Below are 16,433 nucleotides of genomic sequence, written 5' to 3'. Positions count from 1 at the left end.
CCTGCGGGGCAAGAAAGGGACGTCGACATGAATGACATCCTGAGCGGACTGAGCCAAGGCTTCTCCGTTGCTTTCGAACCGATGAACCTCTTGTTCGTCCTGATCGGTGTGTCCGTCGGCACCCTGATCGGCCTCATCCCGGGGCTGGGTCCGGTGGCGACCATTGCATTGCTGCTGCCGTTGACGTTCAACTTGGAGCCGGCCGGAGCCATCATGATGCTCGCGGGTATTTACTACGGCTCCATGTACGGAGGACGAATCCCGGCGATCCTGCTCAGGCTCCCGGGCGATGCCTCCGCCGTTGTCACCACCTTCGATGGGTATCCGCTGACTCAACAAGGTAAGGCAGGATCCGCGCTGGGCATCACGGCCATCGGGTCCTTCCTTGGTGGGACCGTTGCGATCCTCGGATTGTCATTCCTCGCACCCTCCCTGGCATCGGTCGCCGGACAAATCTCGTCTCCCGACATGTTCGTCTTGGCTGCACTCGGGTTGTTGATGATCGCCTTCATCGGGTCGGGTTCCAAGCCCAAGGCACTGGCGTCGGCAGCCATGGGCATCTTGGTGGCTGTCGTTGGTCTCGACCCGAACACGGCTACCGAGCGGCTGACGTTCGGCAGTTTCGAACTCACCGCAGGGATCCATATCGTTGCGGTCGCCGTTGGTCTTTTCGGCATCGGCGAGATCATGTTCAACGCCCAGCAGGGATTCTACGGTGGGATGGGCAAGACCAGACTGGACCGCATCTTCCCCTCCAAAGCCGACTGGATCCGCAGCCGCATGGCGATTGCGCGAGCCTCGGTCATCGGCTTCTTCATCGGGATCATCCCCGGAGGCGGTGGAACCATCTCCTCGGTCATCGCCTACGGTGCAGAACGCCGTTTTTCCAAGCATCCGGAGCAATTCGGCAAGGGAGCCATCGACGGACTGGCTGCAACCGAGACCGCGGACAACGCCTCATCCAACTCTGCGTTCTTGCCGTTGTTGACGCTGGGAGTTCCTCCGAACCCGGTGCTGGCGCTGATCTTCGGGGCGCTGTTGCTGCAGAACATCACTCCAGGGCCGGCCCTGGTGCAAGATCATCCCGACGTGTTCTGGGGCGTGATCGCCTCCATGTACGTCGGCAACGTGATCTTGCTGGTGCTCAACCTTCCGCTGATCGGCATGTTCGTGAAACTGCTGAAGATTCCTGGCCGCGTCATGGCGCCGATCATCCTCATGGTGGCGATCGCCGGTGTCTACTCCGTGCGGAATTCGATGTTTGATGTGCTCACCTGCATCCTCTTCGGCATCGTTGGGTACGTCTTGCGCACCTTCAACTTTGATCTGGGCCCCTTCGTTCTTGGGTTCATCTTGGGACCCATCTTGGAAGACCACTTCCGGCGCAGCATGGTCATGTCGGATGGCTCGTTCATGATCTTCTTCGAACGCCCGGTGCCGCTGACCATCATGATCCTGGTCGTCGTGGTGACGGCCTGGTTCGTGATTGACGGCAGGAGGAAGAAACGGAATCTCCTGGCTCAAGTCACCGGGACGGAGGTCACGGAAGTGACGTTGACGAGCGACTGGACGTCAGGCGAGGCTTCGTCGCAGGACGAGACTGCACCTGAGCAAGTTGACGACGTGCAGGGCGGACGCGGCCGATCCTCCTCGTGAGGCAAACTCACATTGTCTCGTCGAGTGGTGCCGATGCTTTGTCTTGGATGAACTCGATCGCACTCGAGACTTTGGAGTTGAACTCAACTCCTGGCTGAGTGACGCCGAGAATCTCATTCTTCGGCATCGGGTCGGCAATGGGAATGTACTTCAGCGTTCCTCCGTCATAACTGACGGTGGATTGTGGAACCAGGTTGAAGTACGACCATCCCAGACCATGAGAAACCATGGAGCGCACGGTCTCATAGTTCTGAGACGGCCACCTCATGAGCGGTTGCAGGCCAAGGGACCGAATGGAATCCGTGATGCGCTCGATAGAAGGCGGAACGTTGACCGGGATCAGGGGCTCTTCGATGATCTCTTCGAGACGGATCGACTCTCGGTGCGCGAGACGATGAGTGGACGGGATAACGACATGCTGGCGCACGGTCTCGAGCGTGACGTGGGGTAGGTCTGGGTGCAGGCTGAGTAGATAGACAATTCCGAGATCCGCTTGCCCTTTGCGCACCATGTCCTGAATGGTGTCTTGGTCCTTTTCCGTCACGTCAATGAAGACGTCGGGATAATGCGTCTGGAAATGTTTGACCAGTGGCGGAATAACGTGTGGAGAAATGGTCGAAGTGACCGCTAATCGCAGCGTTCCCCGCATGGACTGACGATCATCATGCACCGCATCCGCGGCTTCCTGAATGGCGCGCATGGCAATGCGAGCGCGTGGAATCAGAGCTTCGCCGGCAGCGGTCGGCGTGGCGCGACGTGACGGTGATCGGGTCATCAGGGATGCGTTGAGCGACTTCTCCAACTGTTGAATGGCCATCGATACTGCGGCCTGACTGACATGCAGATGACGTGCCGAGGCACTGATGGAGCCGTAGTCAACGACGGCGAGAAAATACTCCAGCTGCCGGACGGTGATTTCAGCCATGATTCCTCCTCGGGATGCATCAAGTCTACTGATGGTCAACATGAGTTTATTTCGATTTTCTCTATGTGACCTAGGTGACAAACTGACTTCAAGTCAGACGCACACTGTCAGAAGGGGATGCTTCCATGGGCACAACAACCAGCCACCACGTCGTCACTCTGGGCACCGCAGGCGGGCCTCGTTTTTGGCGCAATTCATCGCGGAAAGGCATTGCGACGGCCGTGGTTGTTGATGATGGGTTCTACTTGGTCGATTGCGGCCATGGTGTCGGCAGGCAACTGGAGCGTGCGGGGCTATCGATGAAGGATCTGCGTGGTGTCTTCATCACGCATCTGCACTCAGACCACACGGTCGATCTGAACACGATTGGTCTGTTCGGTCTATACGACATGGACAATGCCCGTGGCGAAGGGATTCCGATCATTGGCCCGGGCGATCGCGGAGCGCTGCCGCCGGTGTCTCCTCGCGCTACTCAGGAACCGCAGCCGATCGCGCCCCACGATCCCACGCCTGGCACGCGCACCATGTTCCGCAAGCTCATGGAAGCCTACGCAACCGACCTCAACGACCGGATTCTCGATGCCCTCCGGCCCTCGCCGCTCGACCTTTTCGACGCCCAGGATATTGCGATTCCTGATTCCGCGGGCTTTCACCCGAACGACCAGCCAACACCCCGGATGAGTCCTTTCGAGGTTTTCCGCGATGACCACGTGATCGTGACCGCCACCCTGGTGGAACATCCTCCGGTGGCGCCGGCTTTCGCATTCCGTTTTGAGACGGCCCAAGGGTCCGTTGCCATCTCCGGGGACACCACTTACACCCCGAACATGGTGGAGATGGCCCAAGACGCGGGACTCATCCTGCACGAAGCCATCGATTTTGGCTTCATCGAGAGTCTGTACGCCGGCAAGGACGATGACGTATCGAGGGCATCTCTGGATCACCACTACAAGTCGCACACGTCGGTCGAAGATGCGGTGCGCTTGGCTCGCGAAGCGGGAGCTGCCCGTCTCGCTCTGCACCATCTGGTGCCCGGGTTTGAGACGTCAGAGGAATGGCGAAAAATTGCGCATCATTTCGAGGGCGAGTTCCTCATTCCGAATGATCTGGACGTGATTCCGTTCGGTGGATAGGTCTTTAGCCCAGGTCGCAGCTGCTGTCGAGTGTTTCTCCGGCCTCGGCGAGAGCGTCGAAGTCGATCTTGCTCAAGGCGGCATTGCGAATCTCGTCACCGGACTGGTCCTCGTCGGCCCCGTCAAACTCCTCATGCAGGAGCTCATAAGTATCGATCACTGCGCCCAATGCGGAGATCAGTTCCTCGTCGCCGGCGTCGTCGCGGATCTGCTGGATCTGGCCGGCCAGCTCATCGAGCGCAGTGGACAACCCCTCCAGGTCATCATCAGCTCATCTCGCAGGTGGAGTCAAGGTGCTCACCGGCCTCGCCGAGAGCATCCATGTCGATGCCTTCCAGCGCGCCCCAGAGAATTTCTTCGCTGGCTTGGTCGTCATCGGCGTCCTCGAACGCCGTGTAGATGGTTTCGTAAGATTCTATCAACGTGTCCAGCGAGGCAACCAGCTCCTCGTCGCCGGCGTCGTCGCGAATCTCCTTCATTCCGTCGGTCATCTCGCGCAGGGAGTTGGCCATGTCCTCATTGTTTTCCTGGTCTTCGGGAACCAGGTCTTCCATCTCGTCGATGTAGACGTCGAGGCGCTCGCAGGTCTCCTCGGTGGTGTCAGAGGATCCGCAGCCGGTGAGTGCCAGCAGGGCCACACTGGCCGCGCCGACGATGGAGACGCGGGAGATACGGGCCGGGGCAGAGGTCATGATGGTCACTGCACGATCCTTTTCGTTTCGGTGTGATGGGTGAGTTAGGTGAGTTGGACTGGTCTGGAAATGAACGGACTTAGAGGGTGAACTCGCATTTTTCGACGAGAACATCGGCAGCTTCAGAAATGTCCGGCTCATCCGCAGCATCGCGCAGCTGCTGGAAGCCGTCGGCCTGGCTCAGTTCACCGGAGGCCATAGCGAGCAACACGTCGAACAGTGGCTCCACCGTTTCCATGGCTCCGGCCAATTCGTCATCGCCGGCATCGGCGCGAATACGCTGCCAGTCGTCGACGACGGCTTGCACATGCTGGGTGGTCTGTTCGGTGTCGGGGTCGTCGAAGGAGATCTCCTCCTGCTCCGCGGCCAGGGCATCGAGCCGCTGACAGCTGGCTTCGAGATTTTCCCCATTCGAGCAAGAGACCAGAAGAGCTGCGCCGATGGCGATACCGGCAAGACTGGCGCACGCGCGAGTCAGCTTCATGGATGAGATCCTCCGGGGGGTGACAAAACACCTTACACAGTACAAGTTTCCCGGCACTCTGGGTACCCCAAAGTCACGGGTTACTCCAGGGGGTGAAGAGAAACTCGAAGCGGAGGATGCGCGCCAAATCTATTCGCGGGAAGAAACGTGGCCAGCGTGGTGCAGTGGCACCGCGGCCAGTGTCTGCTGTAGATCATCCACGAGATCCTCGACTGCTTCGATCCCGACCGATAACCGCACCAGGTCACGATCCGGTGCTTGCGCGGTGCCCGCGGTGGACCCGTGGGTCATGGTGGCCGGGTGACTGATCAGCGACTCCACCCCGCCCAGAGACACCGAGAGTCCGAATAGTGCGGTGGATTCGGCGACGGTGCGGGCTGCCTGTTCGCCCCCGCGTACGCGGAAGGTGATCATGCCGCCGTAGCCCCGCATCTGCTGCGCGGCGATGCTGTGACCAGGGTGCTGTTCCAACCCCGGATAGTAGACCTCGGCTACCTGCGGCTGTTCCGTGAGCCAGCCGGCGACCACTGCGGCGTTGTCGCTGTGCTGGCGCATCCGTACGGCGAGGGTTTTCAGCCCACGGGAGGTGAGGAAGCAGTCCTGGGGTCCGGCCACCGCGCCGCCGGCAAACTGCTGGAATCGGATCAGCTCGGTGAGCGGCTGGTCCTCCCAGAAGGCGGTGGAAGTGATGACGGCCCCACCCAGCACATCCGAATGCCCGCCGATGTACTTGGTGGTGGAATGCACCACGGCGTCGGCACCGAGATCGAGCGGAGTCTGCAGGGCGGGCGAGGCGAAGGTGTTGTCGACGACCACCAGGGCGCCGTGGGCGTGCGAAATTTCTGACCAAGCCCTGATGTCGATAATGCTCAGCAGCGGGTTGGTGGGGGTCTCGAGCCACACGATGCGTGCCCGGTGGGAGTTCAGAGCCTGCTCGAGAGCGGCGGTGTCGTGCGGTGAGACGAACACCGTGTTCACACCCCAGCGCGCGTAGATCTGGGTGAGTAACCGGTGGGTGCCGCCGTAGCTTTCGGCGGCCGCGATGACCGTGTCCCCGGGGCGCAGTGTGGCGCGCAGCAACGCGTCCTCAGCGGCGATGCCGGAGGCGAAGGCGAAGCCGGCGTCGCCGTGTTCGAGCGCGGCGAGCTGTTGCTCGAGTGCGGTGCGGGTGGGGTTGGCGCCGCGTGAATACTCGTAGCCGGCCTTCAGCGTTTCCACCCCGTGCTGGGTGAAGGTGGAGGTCTGATAGATGGGCGGAATGACCGCGCCGGTGAGTGGGTCCGGTTCTTGGCCGGCATGGATAGCGGCGGTGGCGAAATGTGGGAACGGCTTTGGACACATGGGGTTACCTCGCGGTGGTTGCGGTCGGAATGGCGGGGGCCTCGGCAAGGGCGGCGGCGAAGCCGCGTTCCAAATCGGCCCAGAGATCATCCGGGTCTTCGCGGCCCACGGCCAGGCGCACGGTGGTGGGCGTGATCTCTCCGTGCTCCAGTAATTCGGGACAGAGGCGACAGTGGGTCATGGAGATCGGGTGGGAGACCATGGTGCGGGCATCGCCAATATTGGCGGCCAGGATGATCAGCTCGAGCGCGTCGATGAACCGCTCCACGGTGGCCTCATCGCCCTCGAGTTCGAAGGAGAGCACCGCTCCGGTGCCGCGCGGGTAATCACGGCGAGCCACGGCGGCATCACGAGAACCCGGCACGCTGGGGTGACGGACCCGAGACACCAGCGGGTGCTGGTTCAGCCGCCGGGCGATGTCTTCGGCGGTGACGCAGTGGCGCTGCATGCGCACGTCCAGGGTCTGGATGCCGTCCAGCACCTGCTGGGCGTTCCAGGGCGCCAGCGTTGGTCCGAGATCGTGCAGGTACTTGGCGCGCGCCAAGTGCAGCACCGCGCCGTCGGCCCCGAACCGATCGGTGAGGGACTCGTAGCCGAAGCGGGCGGTGGGCTCGGTGAACTGCGGCCAGCGCTCGGGGCGGCGCAGCGGCGAGAAATTGCCGGTGTTGATGACGACTCCGGCGAGCGCGGAGCCATTTCCGGTGAGGTACTTGGTGGCTGAGTGCACCACAAAGTCCGCACCCATGGCGCCCGGGCGCACCAGGTAGGGGGTGGCCAGGGTGGAATCGACGACGAGCGGAACGTCGTGCTCGCGGCCGATCCGGGCCAGGGCGGGCAGATCCGCGAGGTCGGCGTGCGGATTGCCGATGGCCTCCACCAACAGCGCCCGGGTATCGGCGGTGATGGCGTGCTCCCAGGCCGTCGGGGAGTGCGGGTCCACCCAGGTGACGGTGAGACCGGCATCAGCCAGCGTGTCATTGAGCAGGTCGGCGGTGCCTCCATAGATGCGCTCGGAAGCGACGATGTGCCCACCGTGGCCGGCTAGCGTCAGCAACAAGACCGTCAGCGCAGCCTGCCCAGAAGCGGTGGCCACCGCGCCGGTGCCGCCCTCAAGTTCTGCCAAGCGCCGTTCGAGCAAGGCCACGGTCGGGCTGCCAGTGCGGGCGTAGGTGAACGCCGGGACCCGCTGGGCGAAAGCCTCTCGGGCATCGGCGAGCCGCGAGAAGGAGTACGCCGCCGAGAGGTGCACCGGGGGTGCGACCGGGGCGGCGTGGAACACTGCGGCCGGGTTGCCGCCGTGAATCTGTGTGGTGGCGGTGGAGTCAGACTGCGGACACATGGTGGGCCTCCGAAGGGGTAGTCGGGGTAGTCGAGGTCGTTCCCAAAGGCTTGAGTGGGCGCGACGGGAAGAGCCGACGCAGTTCGGGTGCGACGTCGTTCTGGAACAGCTCGAGCATGGTGCGGTGCTGTCCGGGTGTGAGCCCCTCGCCGTCGGCGGACAGGTGCATCACGTCGTGGCCAAAGGCCTCGTGGTAGCGGTGTACCTTCTCGATCACCTGGCTTGGAGAACCCACCAGTGCCGAGCTGTTCTCGAGGAAATCGGTGTAGTCGCGCCAGGGGGAGGGCAGCCCGGCGGCGCGGGCAGCTGCCGAACGGGCGTCGAACACCGGACGGAACAGGTTCAGTGCCGCTTGGCTGGTGGGCTGCACCAGGAACCCGGCGGTGCCGGCGCCCACCAGGGCATCGGCGGGGTTGCGTCCGGCCTCGGCCCAGGACCGGCGGTAGTAGTCGATGAGTTCGCGGTAGGGCTCGATCCCATAGGTGACGTTCGCAGAGAACAGTGGCTCGCCGTACTCCACGGCCAGATCCACGGAGGCGCGGCTGGTAGCGGAACCGTGCCAGACACGCAGCTGCGGCTGGTAGGGCAACGGCCACACTTCGGCGTCGTGGAGGGGAGGGCGGAAGCGCCCGGACCAGGTCACGTTCTGCTGGCCGGTCGGTTCATTGGCGCGTTGCCACAGGGTGCGGAACAGCTCGTAGGATTCACGGTTGCGCTCCCACTGGTCTTCCTCGGTGATGCTGAACAGCTCGCGCTGGGCGGTGCCGTTGCCCTTGCCGATCATCAGCTCCAACCGTCCGGACGAAAGCTGATCCAAGGTGGCGTAGTCCTCGTAGGCGCGCACCGGATCGAGCAGGCTCAGCGTCGTGACCCCGGTGAACAGCCGGATCCGGGAGGTCCGCGCCGCCAGATGACTGAGCACCACCGGCGGAGCGGAGGAGATGAAGGGGCGCTCGTGGCGCTCGCCGACGGCGAACCCGTCGTAGCCGAGCTCCTCGGCGGCCACCCCGGTCTCGATCACCCGGCGCAGCCGATCGTGCGTGGGCTCGACGGTGCCGGTGACCGGGTCGGGCAGGTGGGTGATGAGGGTGAGCAGCAGGATTCTCATGGGGTGACTCCTTCTGTCACGGCGCCGGCGGCAGTGCCGGCGATGGAACCCAGCAGCTCTCGGGTGTAGTCATGCTCCGGGGCGGTGAAGATGCGCCGGGTGGGTGCCAACTCCACGATCTGCCCGGAGCGCATCACCGCCACCCGGTGGGCGAGCTGACGTACGACGGCGAGATCGTGGGTGATGAACAGGTAGGTCAGCCCCTCATCGCGCTGTAGCTCGGAGAGCAGTTCGAGCACCTGGGCTTGAACGGAGACGTCGAGGGCGGAGACCGGTTCGTCGCACACCACCAGGTCTGGGTTCAGCGCCAGGGCGCGGGCAATCGCCACTCGCTGGCGCTGGCCGCCGGAGAGCTCGGCCGGGGAGCGCTGCGCATAGTCAGCAGGCAGGGCCACGCGCTCCAGGAGCCGGGCAGCGGTGGCCCGGCGCTCGGCGCGAGTGCCCACCCGGAACGCATCCAACGGTTCGGTGATGAGCTGTTCGAGGGTGAAGCGCGGATCCAGGGAGGCGTAGGGGTTCTGATAGATCAGCTGGGCCCGACGCCGCAGCTGCCGCCACTGTTCCCGCCCCAGGGAGCCGACGTCGACACCGTCGAACTCGACGCGCCCGGAGCTGGGACTCTCCAGACCGAGCACCAGCTTCGCCGTCGTCGACTTTCCGGAGCCCGATTCTCCCACCAGGGCGAGGGTTTCGCCGCGGAGGATCTCGAAGCTCACCCGGTCCACGGCGGTCAGCTCGGTGTTCTTGCCGGTGGTGCCGGGCATCCGGAAGGTCCGGGTCAGGTCGGTGGCGCGCAGCAGCACCGGGGACTCCGGACTCACCGGCTCGCGGTAGTCCTCGTTCCAGGTCAGCCCAGGGGCGGCGGCCACCAGGCGGCGAGTGTAGGCGTCGGTGGGGTTCTCCAGCACCTCGGCGGGGGTGCCGGTCTCGACCACGCGTCCTTGGTTCATCACCACGATCCGGTCGGCGCGCTCGGCGGCCACCCCGAGATCGTGGGTGACCAGCAGCACCGAGATGCCCTGGGCTCGGGTGAGCTCCTCGAGGTGATCGAGAATGCGTTTCTGCACGGTGGCGTCGAGGGCGGAGGTGGGTTCGTCGGCGATGATCAGGTCGGGGTCGCCGGCCAGGGCGATGGCAATCAACACCCGTTGGCGCATGCCCCCGGAGAGTTCGTGCGGGTACTGGCGCAGCCGCAGTGGTGGGCGGTCGATGCCGGCCTGCTCCAGCAGTTCGGCCGCACGGGCGCGAGCCGAGGCGCGCGGGAGCCGACGGTGGGCGGTGACGGCCTCGGCAACCTGGTCGCCGATGGTGCGGACGGGGTTGAGCGACACCGTGGGGTCCTGCGGCACCAGGCCGATCCGGGTTCCGCGCAGGGCACGGAACCGACGCTCGGAGAGCCCGTGCAGGTCGAGATCGCCGAAGGAGATCGCTCCGGAGACGATCCGTCCGTTGGCGGGCAGTAGCCCGATGAGCGCGTGCGCCAGCGTGGATTTCCCGGAACCGGACTCGCCCACCACCGCGGTGATCTCGCCCCGCTGGATCTGCAAGTCGACCCCACGCAGGGCGGGGACCGGGCCGCGGGGTGTGTCGTAGTCGGCGTGCAACTGGCGGACGACGACCAGCCGTTCGGTCGCGGTAGATCCTGCGGCAGGGCCAGAAGCGCGGGTGGTTGCTAGAGCAGTCATGATCAGGTCCTCTCAGGTCTTCTCAGGTCCGTACCGTGGACGGAAGGGCGCGGGCGATGCTGTTGATGGCGAGCACGGTGGCGGCGATGACGAGCCCGGGCAGCAGGGTCAGCCAGCTCGCCGCGGCCAGGTAGTTCCGCCCCTCCGACACCAGCGAGCCCCATTCCGGGGCCGGGCGCGGTGCGCCGTAGCCGAGGAAGCTTAGGGCGGAGACGGAGAGGATGGCGGTGCCGAATTCGAGCACGGCCAGAGCGATGATCGGCCCCGTCGAGTTCGGCAGCACGTGCCGGACCAGGGTGACGTACCAGCGTGAGCCCAACGAGCGGGCGGCGTCGACGTACACGGACTGGCAGACCCGCAGACTCTGGGACCGGGCGATGCGGGCGAACGTCGCGACCGAGCCCAGCGCCACCGCGATGGCCACGTTCGTGGACCCGAACCCCAGCGCGGAGACCAGGGCCAGGGAGAGCAACAGCGAGGGGATGGCCAGCAGCACGTCCACCACTCGCATAATGGTCTGATCCACCCAGCCACCGAGGAATCCGGCGGTCACCCCGAACAGTCCGCCTGAGACCAACGCGATGACGACGGCGATCAGCGCGGTGCGCAGCGACAGTGCGGTGCCGTGCACCACCCGGGTGTAGAGGTCGCGGCCCAGGTGATCGGTGCCGAACCAGTGCGCAGCGCTCGGCGCCTGCAGCGCGCTGGCGGTGTCGCCGGTGTACGGGTCGCCGGGTGCGAGGACTCCGGGGGCGAAGGCTGCCAACACGACCAGGCCGAGGAACAGCACGCTCAGCACCAGCCCGGGCCTGCGCAGCAACCCAGAGAGCCGGCTGCCGCGGCCGAGTCCGGCGCGGCCGCGCGGACCGGACGAGCCGGGTTCAGTCACCGGTGCAGCCGGCACCGAGGCCGCCGGCGCCAGCGCGGTCGGCGGCGTGCTCGGGGGTGTCACGGTGGAAGTCATGATGTCCTCGTTTTCGTCAGTTCGTCTCGTTCGGTCAGGCAGCGCTCAGGCGTACGAGTGGCCGACGCGCACCCGCGGGTCGACCAGGGGCAGCAGCAGGTCCACCGCCAGGTTCGCGGCGATGAACACGACGGCGCCGAGCACCACCACCCCCTGGATGACCGGTAGATCCTGCAGCGTCACCGCCTGCACGGTGAGCTGACCCACCCCGGGGCGGGCGAACACGGTCTCCACGATCACGGACCCGGCCAAGAGGTTCCCCGCGATCAGTCCGACCATCGTCAGCGCCGGCAGCAGAGCGTTGCGCAGCACGTGCCCGGTGTGCACCGCGCCCCGGGTGATGCCCTTGGCCCGGGCGGTCACCACGTACGGTTCTCCGGAAGCCTCCAGTAGGGAGCGGGCCAGCACCTGGGCGATCATCGCTCCGATCGGCAGCGCCAGGGTGAGTGCGGGCAGCACCAGGGCGTCGATTCCGTCGTCGCCCATCGCGGGGAAGAGCCCGAGCTGGAAGCTGAACAGCTGGATCAGCAACAGCCCCACCCAGAAGGTGGGCAGCGACACCGAGACCGGGGGCAGGCTCAGCAGCAGATCGCGCAGCCGGGCGGAGCGGGTGTAGCTGGCGGCGACAGCCAGCCCGCCGCCCAGCAGCAGTGCCAGTACCAGGGCGGCCGAGGCCAGCTGGGCGGTGGGGGCTAGCACCTGTCCGATCGCCGTCGTCACGTCTTGACCGGTCTGCACCGAGACGCCGAAGTCTCCGCGCAGCGCCGCCAGCAGGTGGGTGGCGTACTGCACCGGTAACGGGTCGTTGAACCCGTACTGCTCGCGCAGCGCCTCCAGCCGCTCTGCCGAGGCGGTGCCGCCGTCCATGCCGCCCGCGGCCATGGCGGAGACCGGGTCGCCCGGGATCAGGTACAGGATCACGAAGGTCACCGTGTACGCCGCCCAGGCCACGGCCAGCGCCAGCAGCACGCGGATGCCGATGTAGCGGGTCATGATCAGTCCTCGATCCAGGTGTTGCTCAGGTGGATCCGGGAACCGGAATCGAAGTGGACGCCGTGGACGTTTTCCCCGGCGGCCAGCACGGTGGTGAGGTCGTAGACCGGCACCAGCCGGTAGTTCTCCACGATGGTGCGTTGGGCGTCGGCGACGATCTCGTTGCGCGCCTCCTCGTCGCCCTCAGACGCTTGGGCGTCGAGCAGCTCGTCGAGCTCGGAAGCCTCGAGGCGCGACTGGTTCTTCAGATCCGTGTGGTACTCGGAGCGCAGGATGTCGGGGTCGGCGCGAGTGATGTTGCTGAGATTCGCGTCGTAGTCGCCCTCGTTGAGCTTGTTCTGCCAGTCGGCGACCTGGCCCTCCTGAAGGGTGACCTCGATGCCGTGGCCGGCCAGCTGCTGCTGGATCAGCTCAACGGTGGCGGAATTGGAAGCGGCCACGTTGAACCAGAGGATCTCGAAGCTCAGTCGCTTCCCGTCGCGCTTCCAGTACCCCTCGGAGTCCTGCTCGAATCCGGCCTCGGCGAGCAGGGATTCCACCGTTTCGTCGTCGCCCTCGAGCGCCTCGCTGACGTCGGTGTAGCCGGGTGTGGTGGAGGAAAGCACGCTGGTGGCGGTCGGGGTGCCCTCAACCTGGGTGACGTCGACGATTTCCTCACGGTCGATGCCGCGGGTGATGGCTTCGCGCACCAGCGGGTCGGAGAGGAACTCGTGGTCGTGGTTGAGCCGCAGTCCCATGGCGATGCCGGGGTTGGTGCGGTCCAGCAGTTGGGCGCCCACACCGGTCAGTTGGGCGGCGTCCTGCGGGGCGATGTTGCCGATCAGGTCGACCTGGCCCGACTGCAGCGATCCTGCGCGCACCCCGGATTCGGGGACGATGCTGAACTCGATGCCGTCCACATAGGGTGCCCCGGTGTTCTCCCATACCGAGGAGCCCCAGTCGTAGTCCTCGCGGGCGGTGAACGTGCTGCCCTCATTCGGAGAGTAGTTCTCCAACACGAACGGCCCGGAACCGATCACCCCGGTGCAGCGCTCGTCATCGCTGGCCGCCGCGGAATCAGGGTGCAGGATGCCCAAGGTGTGGGTGGAGGTGGCCTGCAGGAACTGGGCGGAGGGTTCGTCGAAGGTCACGGTGAAGGTGCGCTCGTCGATGATCTCCGTGCCGCTGTACCCTTCCAGATACGACGTAATCAGTGAGGCCCTAGCCCCCAGCTCGACGCCGCGGTCAAGATTCGCGGCCACCGCCTCGGCATCCACCGGGTCGCCGTTGGAGAAGGTGGCCCCCTCCTGCAGGGTGAAGGTGAACTCGGTGGCATCCTCGTTGATCTCCCAGCCCTCGGCCAGCCAGGGCACGATCTCCCCGGTCTCCGGATCCTGGTCGGTCAGCGAATCCACCAGCTGGCGGGACGAGTAGATGGAGTCGTTGTTGCCCACCTGCTGCGGGTCGATACAGCCCGCGTCGGAGCCGACCGCGACCCGCAGGGTGCCGCCGTGGACGGGCTCCCCGGCCTCGGCCGCGTCGGTGTTGGCTGATCCGGCGCCGGCGGAACCGCTGCAGCCTGCGAGGACGAGCGCGGCGCCGGTCAGCAGTGCGAGCGGGGCGACGCGGGAGCGCCGGAGGGAGCGGGGTGGAATGGGGGTGTTCATGCGGTGCTCTCTTTCAGCGTGATGGGGGTGGGCAGACCCAGCAGGTCGCGCAGGGTGGCGCGCTCCGGATAGTCGGTGCGCAGGGCGCCGCGCTCCTGGAGCAGCGGCACCACCCGGTCTACGAAGGGGTCCAGCCCGGAGGGGGTGAGATGGGGGACGAGGATGAATCCGTCGGAGACTCCGGTGGCCACCGCGTCGATGATCTGGTGGGCCACGGTTTGCGGGGAGCCGATAAAGTTCTGACGGGCCTGGGAGGCGATCGCCGTCTCGCGCAGGCTGTAGCCGTGCTCCTCGGCCAGCCGGCGTAGCTTCGCGACGGCTTCATGTGGATCGTCCACGTGGCGGGCCCGGCCCTGGATGATGGTCGTTTCCCCGGTCTCGGGCTCAATCTCGGGCAGGGGGCCGTCGGGGTCGTACCCGGAGAGGTCTCGGTTCCACACCTGTTCCAGCAGCCGCAGCGCGGTCTGGCCGCTGACCTGCTGGTGGCGGATGTGGTCGGCCAGCTCCACCGCTTCGGCATCGGTGTCGGCGACGACGAAGGTGGCGCCCGGCAGCACCTTCACGTGCTCCGGGGTGCGCCCGGCCGCGGCCACCCTCGACTTCAGGTCAGCGTAGAAAGCGCGCCCGGCCTCAGGGGTCCCGTGCCGGGTGAACACGGCGTCGGCGTTGCGGGCGGCGAAGTCGCGTCCCGCGGCGGAATCGCCAGCCTGGAAGATCACCGGATGGCCCTGCGGCGGGCGCGGGAACGTCACCTGACCAGAAATCTCGAACTGGGTGGAGGACACCTGGAACGGTGCGGGCTCGGTGCCCGCCGTCTCATCCGCCGGTGCCTCCCACGAGTCCCACTGGGCGCGGGCGGCGTCGAGGAACTCTTCGGCCCGCACATAGCGCTGATCGCGGGGCAGGTAGCCGCCGCGGCGGAAGTTCTCGCCGGTGAAGGCATCCGAGCTGGTCACCACGTTCCAGGCGGCCCGTCCGGCGGAGAGATGGTCCAGGGTGGCGAACTGGCGGGCGACCTCCGTCGGCTCGTTGAAGGTCGCGTTGATCGTCCCGGCCAACCCGAGATGCTGGGTCACCGCGGCCAGTCCGGCCAGCACCGGCAGGGTGTCGGGACGTCCTACGACGTCGAGGTCGTGGATGTGTCCGCCCTGTTCGCGCAGCCGCAGCCCCTCGGCGAGGAACAGGAAGTCGAACTTCCCGCGCTCGGCGGCCTGGGCGAAGCGGGCGAAGGAATCGAAGTGGATGTGGCTCCCCGAGGCCGGGTCGCTCCACACGGTGGTGTGATTGACGCCGGGGAAGTGCGCGCCGAGGATCACCTGGGGAACGTCGGTCATGAGAGGACTCCTGTCGTGGTGGGGGCGGAAGTGGTGTCGACGGCGGACTGCGCGTACCGGTTCACGGCTGGGCCCAGCCCGAAGACGTCGCGTAGCGTGGCGGGCTCATCCTCGGTGAAGAGCCCGAGTTGGCGCAGGGCCGGAACCAGGTCATCGCGTACCGCCGTCAGATCGGTGTCGTGGACGGCCGGCAGCAGCCGGGCCCCGGCGAATCCGAGATCCCGCAACTCCTGCAGCCGCTCCGCGGTGCGCTCCACCGAGGTCAGCACCTCGCCGAAGCCCCAGTCTTCAACGGTGCCCGCCGTGGAACTGGTCGTGCTGCTACCCAGCCGCACCGGCACATCCGCGTACACCACCAGCGGTGTGCGCGGGGAGCCGCCGGCCGTCTCAGTGCGGCGCACCCACTGAATGATCGCCTCGGCCTCCCGCAGATCCCTCGGGGCCGCGAACAGCACGTCCGCGCCGTCCAGTGCCGCGCCGATGTGCTCCGGGGTGTGCCCGGCATAGGCCACCACCGGCTGACCCTGCGGCGGACGCGGGGTGATCGAGGGTCCCTTCACCGAGAACCGGGGCGACTCGTAGTCGATGTAGTGCAGTTTTTCCCGGTCGATGAACCGGCCCGTGGAGGCATCGCGGATCTCGGCGTCGTCCTCCCAGCTGTCCCAGAGCCGGCGCACCACATCCACCGCCTCCTGGGCCTCGGCGTAGAGGGTCGACGGCGCCAGATCGGTGCGGTCCCGGCCGAACAGCTGGGCTTCCTCGGCGGTGGGCGAGACCTCCACCAACCAGCCGGCCCGACCGGTGCCGATGTAGTCCAGGGTGGCGAGCGCCTTCGACACGTGAAACGGCTCGGTGTGGGTGGTGGTCACGGTCGGGATGATGCCGATGCGCTCGGTGCCCGCGGCCAGCCAGGAGCCCAGCAGCGCAGCGTCGAGGCGGGGCGCACCCTCGAACCGGAACGCGTCGTGCAGGGTGGCGAACGCCAACCCGGCCTCCTCCGCGGTGCGCAGCTGCCGCAACCAGCCCGACGGGTCGACCGTGGAGGCCGGTGCCGTGTCGGACCAGCCGGTGTCTTTGAGGGCCGCACCTAAGCGGAAGCTCGCCGAGGTGGACGGTTGCGTCGTGGTCATGGG

General features: G+C 66.1%; 15 protein-coding genes. 2 read left to right on the top strand and 13 right to left on the bottom strand.

Features of this window, described 5'->3' with window-relative positions; genetic code table 11:
• Positions 1-27: 27 nt before the first annotated feature.
• Entirely contained in the window at positions 28-1,656 is a 1,629-nt protein-coding gene (locus O1A05_RS02185) for a tripartite tricarboxylate transporter permease (RefSeq protein ID WP_270106465.1), read from the top strand.
• A 7-nt stretch (positions 1,657-1,663) separates the two neighbouring features.
• Here the strand turns inward: O1A05_RS02185 and O1A05_RS02180 are convergent, their stop codons facing one another.
• Positions 1,664-2,581, bottom strand: a complete 918-nt coding sequence (locus O1A05_RS02180) for a LysR family transcriptional regulator (RefSeq protein ID WP_270106464.1) — start codon at positions 2,579-2,581, stop codon at positions 1,664-1,666.
• 125 nt (positions 2,582-2,706) lie between these two features.
• Here O1A05_RS02180 and O1A05_RS02175 point away from each other — a divergent pair, with 125 nt between their 5' ends.
• Entirely contained in the window at positions 2,707-3,714 is a 1,008-nt protein-coding gene (locus tag O1A05_RS02175; protein ID WP_270106463.1) for an MBL fold metallo-hydrolase, read from the top strand.
• 4 nt (positions 3,715-3,718) lie between these two features.
• On the opposite strand, the gene O1A05_RS02170 is transcribed toward O1A05_RS02175, so the two are convergent.
• The 12 genes from O1A05_RS02170 to O1A05_RS02115 form a co-directional block, all read right to left on the bottom strand.
• Positions 3,719-3,964 (bottom strand): hypothetical protein, encoded by a 246-nt coding sequence (locus O1A05_RS02170; RefSeq protein ID WP_270106462.1) that lies wholly within the window; start codon positions 3,962-3,964, stop codon positions 3,719-3,721.
• A 16-nt stretch (positions 3,965-3,980) separates the two neighbouring features.
• Entirely contained in the window at positions 3,981-4,415 is a 435-nt protein-coding gene (locus tag O1A05_RS02165; protein ID WP_270106461.1) for a hypothetical protein, read from the bottom strand.
• A gap of 70 nt (positions 4,416-4,485) precedes the next feature.
• Complete coding sequence (locus O1A05_RS02160; RefSeq protein WP_270106460.1) at positions 4,486-4,890, bottom strand: hypothetical protein; 405 nt, start codon at positions 4,888-4,890, stop codon at positions 4,486-4,488.
• A 129-nt stretch (positions 4,891-5,019) separates the two neighbouring features.
• The gene (locus O1A05_RS02155; protein ID WP_270106459.1) at positions 5,020-6,231 is read right to left on the bottom strand and encodes a cystathionine gamma-synthase; all 1,212 of its coding nucleotides are present in this window, start codon (positions 6,229-6,231) and stop codon (positions 5,020-5,022) included.
• A gap of 4 nt (positions 6,232-6,235) precedes the next feature.
• On the bottom strand, positions 6,236-7,570 hold the full coding sequence (locus O1A05_RS02150) for an O-acetylhomoserine aminocarboxypropyltransferase/cysteine synthase family protein (protein ID WP_270106458.1): 1,335 nt from the start codon (positions 7,568-7,570) through the stop codon (positions 6,236-6,238).
• On the bottom strand, positions 7,554-8,678 hold the full coding sequence (locus tag O1A05_RS02145) for an LLM class flavin-dependent oxidoreductase (protein ID WP_270106457.1): 1,125 nt from the start codon (positions 8,676-8,678) through the stop codon (positions 7,554-7,556). The genes O1A05_RS02150 and O1A05_RS02145 overlap by 17 nt, the downstream gene beginning before the upstream one ends.
• A complete protein-coding gene (locus O1A05_RS02140; RefSeq protein ID WP_270106456.1) occupies positions 8,675-10,363 on the bottom strand; it encodes a dipeptide ABC transporter ATP-binding protein in 1,689 nt (562 codons plus the stop codon). Before O1A05_RS02140 ends, O1A05_RS02145 begins: the two co-directional genes overlap by 4 nt.
• A 22-nt stretch (positions 10,364-10,385) precedes the next feature.
• Positions 10,386-11,327 carry an ABC transporter permease gene (locus tag O1A05_RS02135; RefSeq protein ID WP_270106455.1) on the bottom strand — a complete coding sequence of 314 codons (942 nt, stop codon included), beginning with the start codon at positions 11,325-11,327 and terminating at the stop codon, positions 10,386-10,388.
• Between the two features lie 45 nt (positions 11,328-11,372).
• On the bottom strand, positions 11,373-12,320 hold the full coding sequence (locus tag O1A05_RS02130) for an ABC transporter permease (RefSeq protein WP_270106454.1): 948 nt from the start codon (positions 12,318-12,320) through the stop codon (positions 11,373-11,375).
• Between the two features lie 2 nt (positions 12,321-12,322).
• Positions 12,323-13,966, bottom strand: coding sequence for an ABC transporter substrate-binding protein (locus O1A05_RS02125; protein ID WP_270106453.1), 1,644 nt, complete (start codon positions 13,964-13,966; stop codon positions 12,323-12,325).
• Positions 13,963-15,300: an NtaA/DmoA family FMN-dependent monooxygenase gene (locus tag O1A05_RS02120; protein WP_270106452.1), complete on the bottom strand. Its 1,338-nt coding sequence runs from the start codon at positions 15,298-15,300 to the stop codon at positions 13,963-13,965. Before O1A05_RS02120 ends, O1A05_RS02125 begins: the two co-directional genes overlap by 4 nt.
• Positions 15,297-16,430: an LLM class flavin-dependent oxidoreductase gene (locus O1A05_RS02115; RefSeq protein ID WP_270106451.1), complete on the bottom strand. Its 1,134-nt coding sequence runs from the start codon at positions 16,428-16,430 to the stop codon at positions 15,297-15,299. The genes O1A05_RS02120 and O1A05_RS02115 overlap by 4 nt, the downstream gene beginning before the upstream one ends.
• Positions 16,431-16,433: the final 3 nt, after the last annotated feature.

The sequence above is a fragment of the Citricoccus sp. NR2 genome (genome assembly GCF_027594385.1).
Classification (GTDB): Bacteria; Actinomycetota; Actinomycetes; order Actinomycetales; family Micrococcaceae; genus CmP2.
The sequence above is the reverse complement of the archived record's forward strand: the minus strand, read 5'-3'. Positions and strand labels throughout refer to the sequence as shown.

Coding starts and splice junctions, on each gene's coding strand:
- O1A05_RS02125 (WP_270106453.1), bottom strand. CDS start 13,966: ATGAACACCCCCATTCCACCCCGCTCCCTCCGGCGCTCCCGCGTCGCC.
- O1A05_RS02120 (WP_270106452.1), bottom strand. CDS start 15,300: ATGACCGACGTTCCCCAGGTGATCCTCGGCGCGCACTTCCCCGGCGTC.
- O1A05_RS02145 (WP_270106457.1), bottom strand. CDS start 8,678: ATGAGAATCCTGCTGCTCACCCTCATCACCCACCTGCCCGACCCGGTC.
- O1A05_RS02155 (WP_270106459.1), bottom strand. CDS start 6,231: ATGTGTCCAAAGCCGTTCCCACATTTCGCCACCGCCGCTATCCATGCC.
- O1A05_RS02175 (WP_270106463.1), top strand. CDS start 2,707: ATGGGCACAACAACCAGCCACCACGTCGTCACTCTGGGCACCGCAGGC.
- O1A05_RS02140 (WP_270106456.1), bottom strand. CDS start 10,363: ATGACTGCTCTAGCAACCACCCGCGCTTCTGGCCCTGCCGCAGGATCT.
- O1A05_RS02130 (WP_270106454.1), bottom strand. CDS start 12,320: ATGACCCGCTACATCGGCATCCGCGTGCTGCTGGCGCTGGCCGTGGCC.
- O1A05_RS02115 (WP_270106451.1), bottom strand. CDS start 16,430: ATGACCACGACGCAACCGTCCACCTCGGCGAGCTTCCGCTTAGGTGCG.
- O1A05_RS02160 (WP_270106460.1), bottom strand. CDS start 4,890: ATGAAGCTGACTCGCGCGTGCGCCAGTCTTGCCGGTATCGCCATCGGC.
- O1A05_RS02185 (WP_270106465.1), top strand. CDS start 28: ATGAATGACATCCTGAGCGGACTGAGCCAAGGCTTCTCCGTTGCTTTC.
- O1A05_RS02135 (WP_270106455.1), bottom strand. CDS start 11,327: ATGACTTCCACCGTGACACCCCCGAGCACGCCGCCGACCGCGCTGGCG.
- O1A05_RS02150 (WP_270106458.1), bottom strand. CDS start 7,570: ATGTGTCCGCAGTCTGACTCCACCGCCACCACACAGATTCACGGCGGC.
- O1A05_RS02180 (WP_270106464.1), bottom strand. CDS start 2,581: ATGGCTGAAATCACCGTCCGGCAGCTGGAGTATTTTCTCGCCGTCGTT.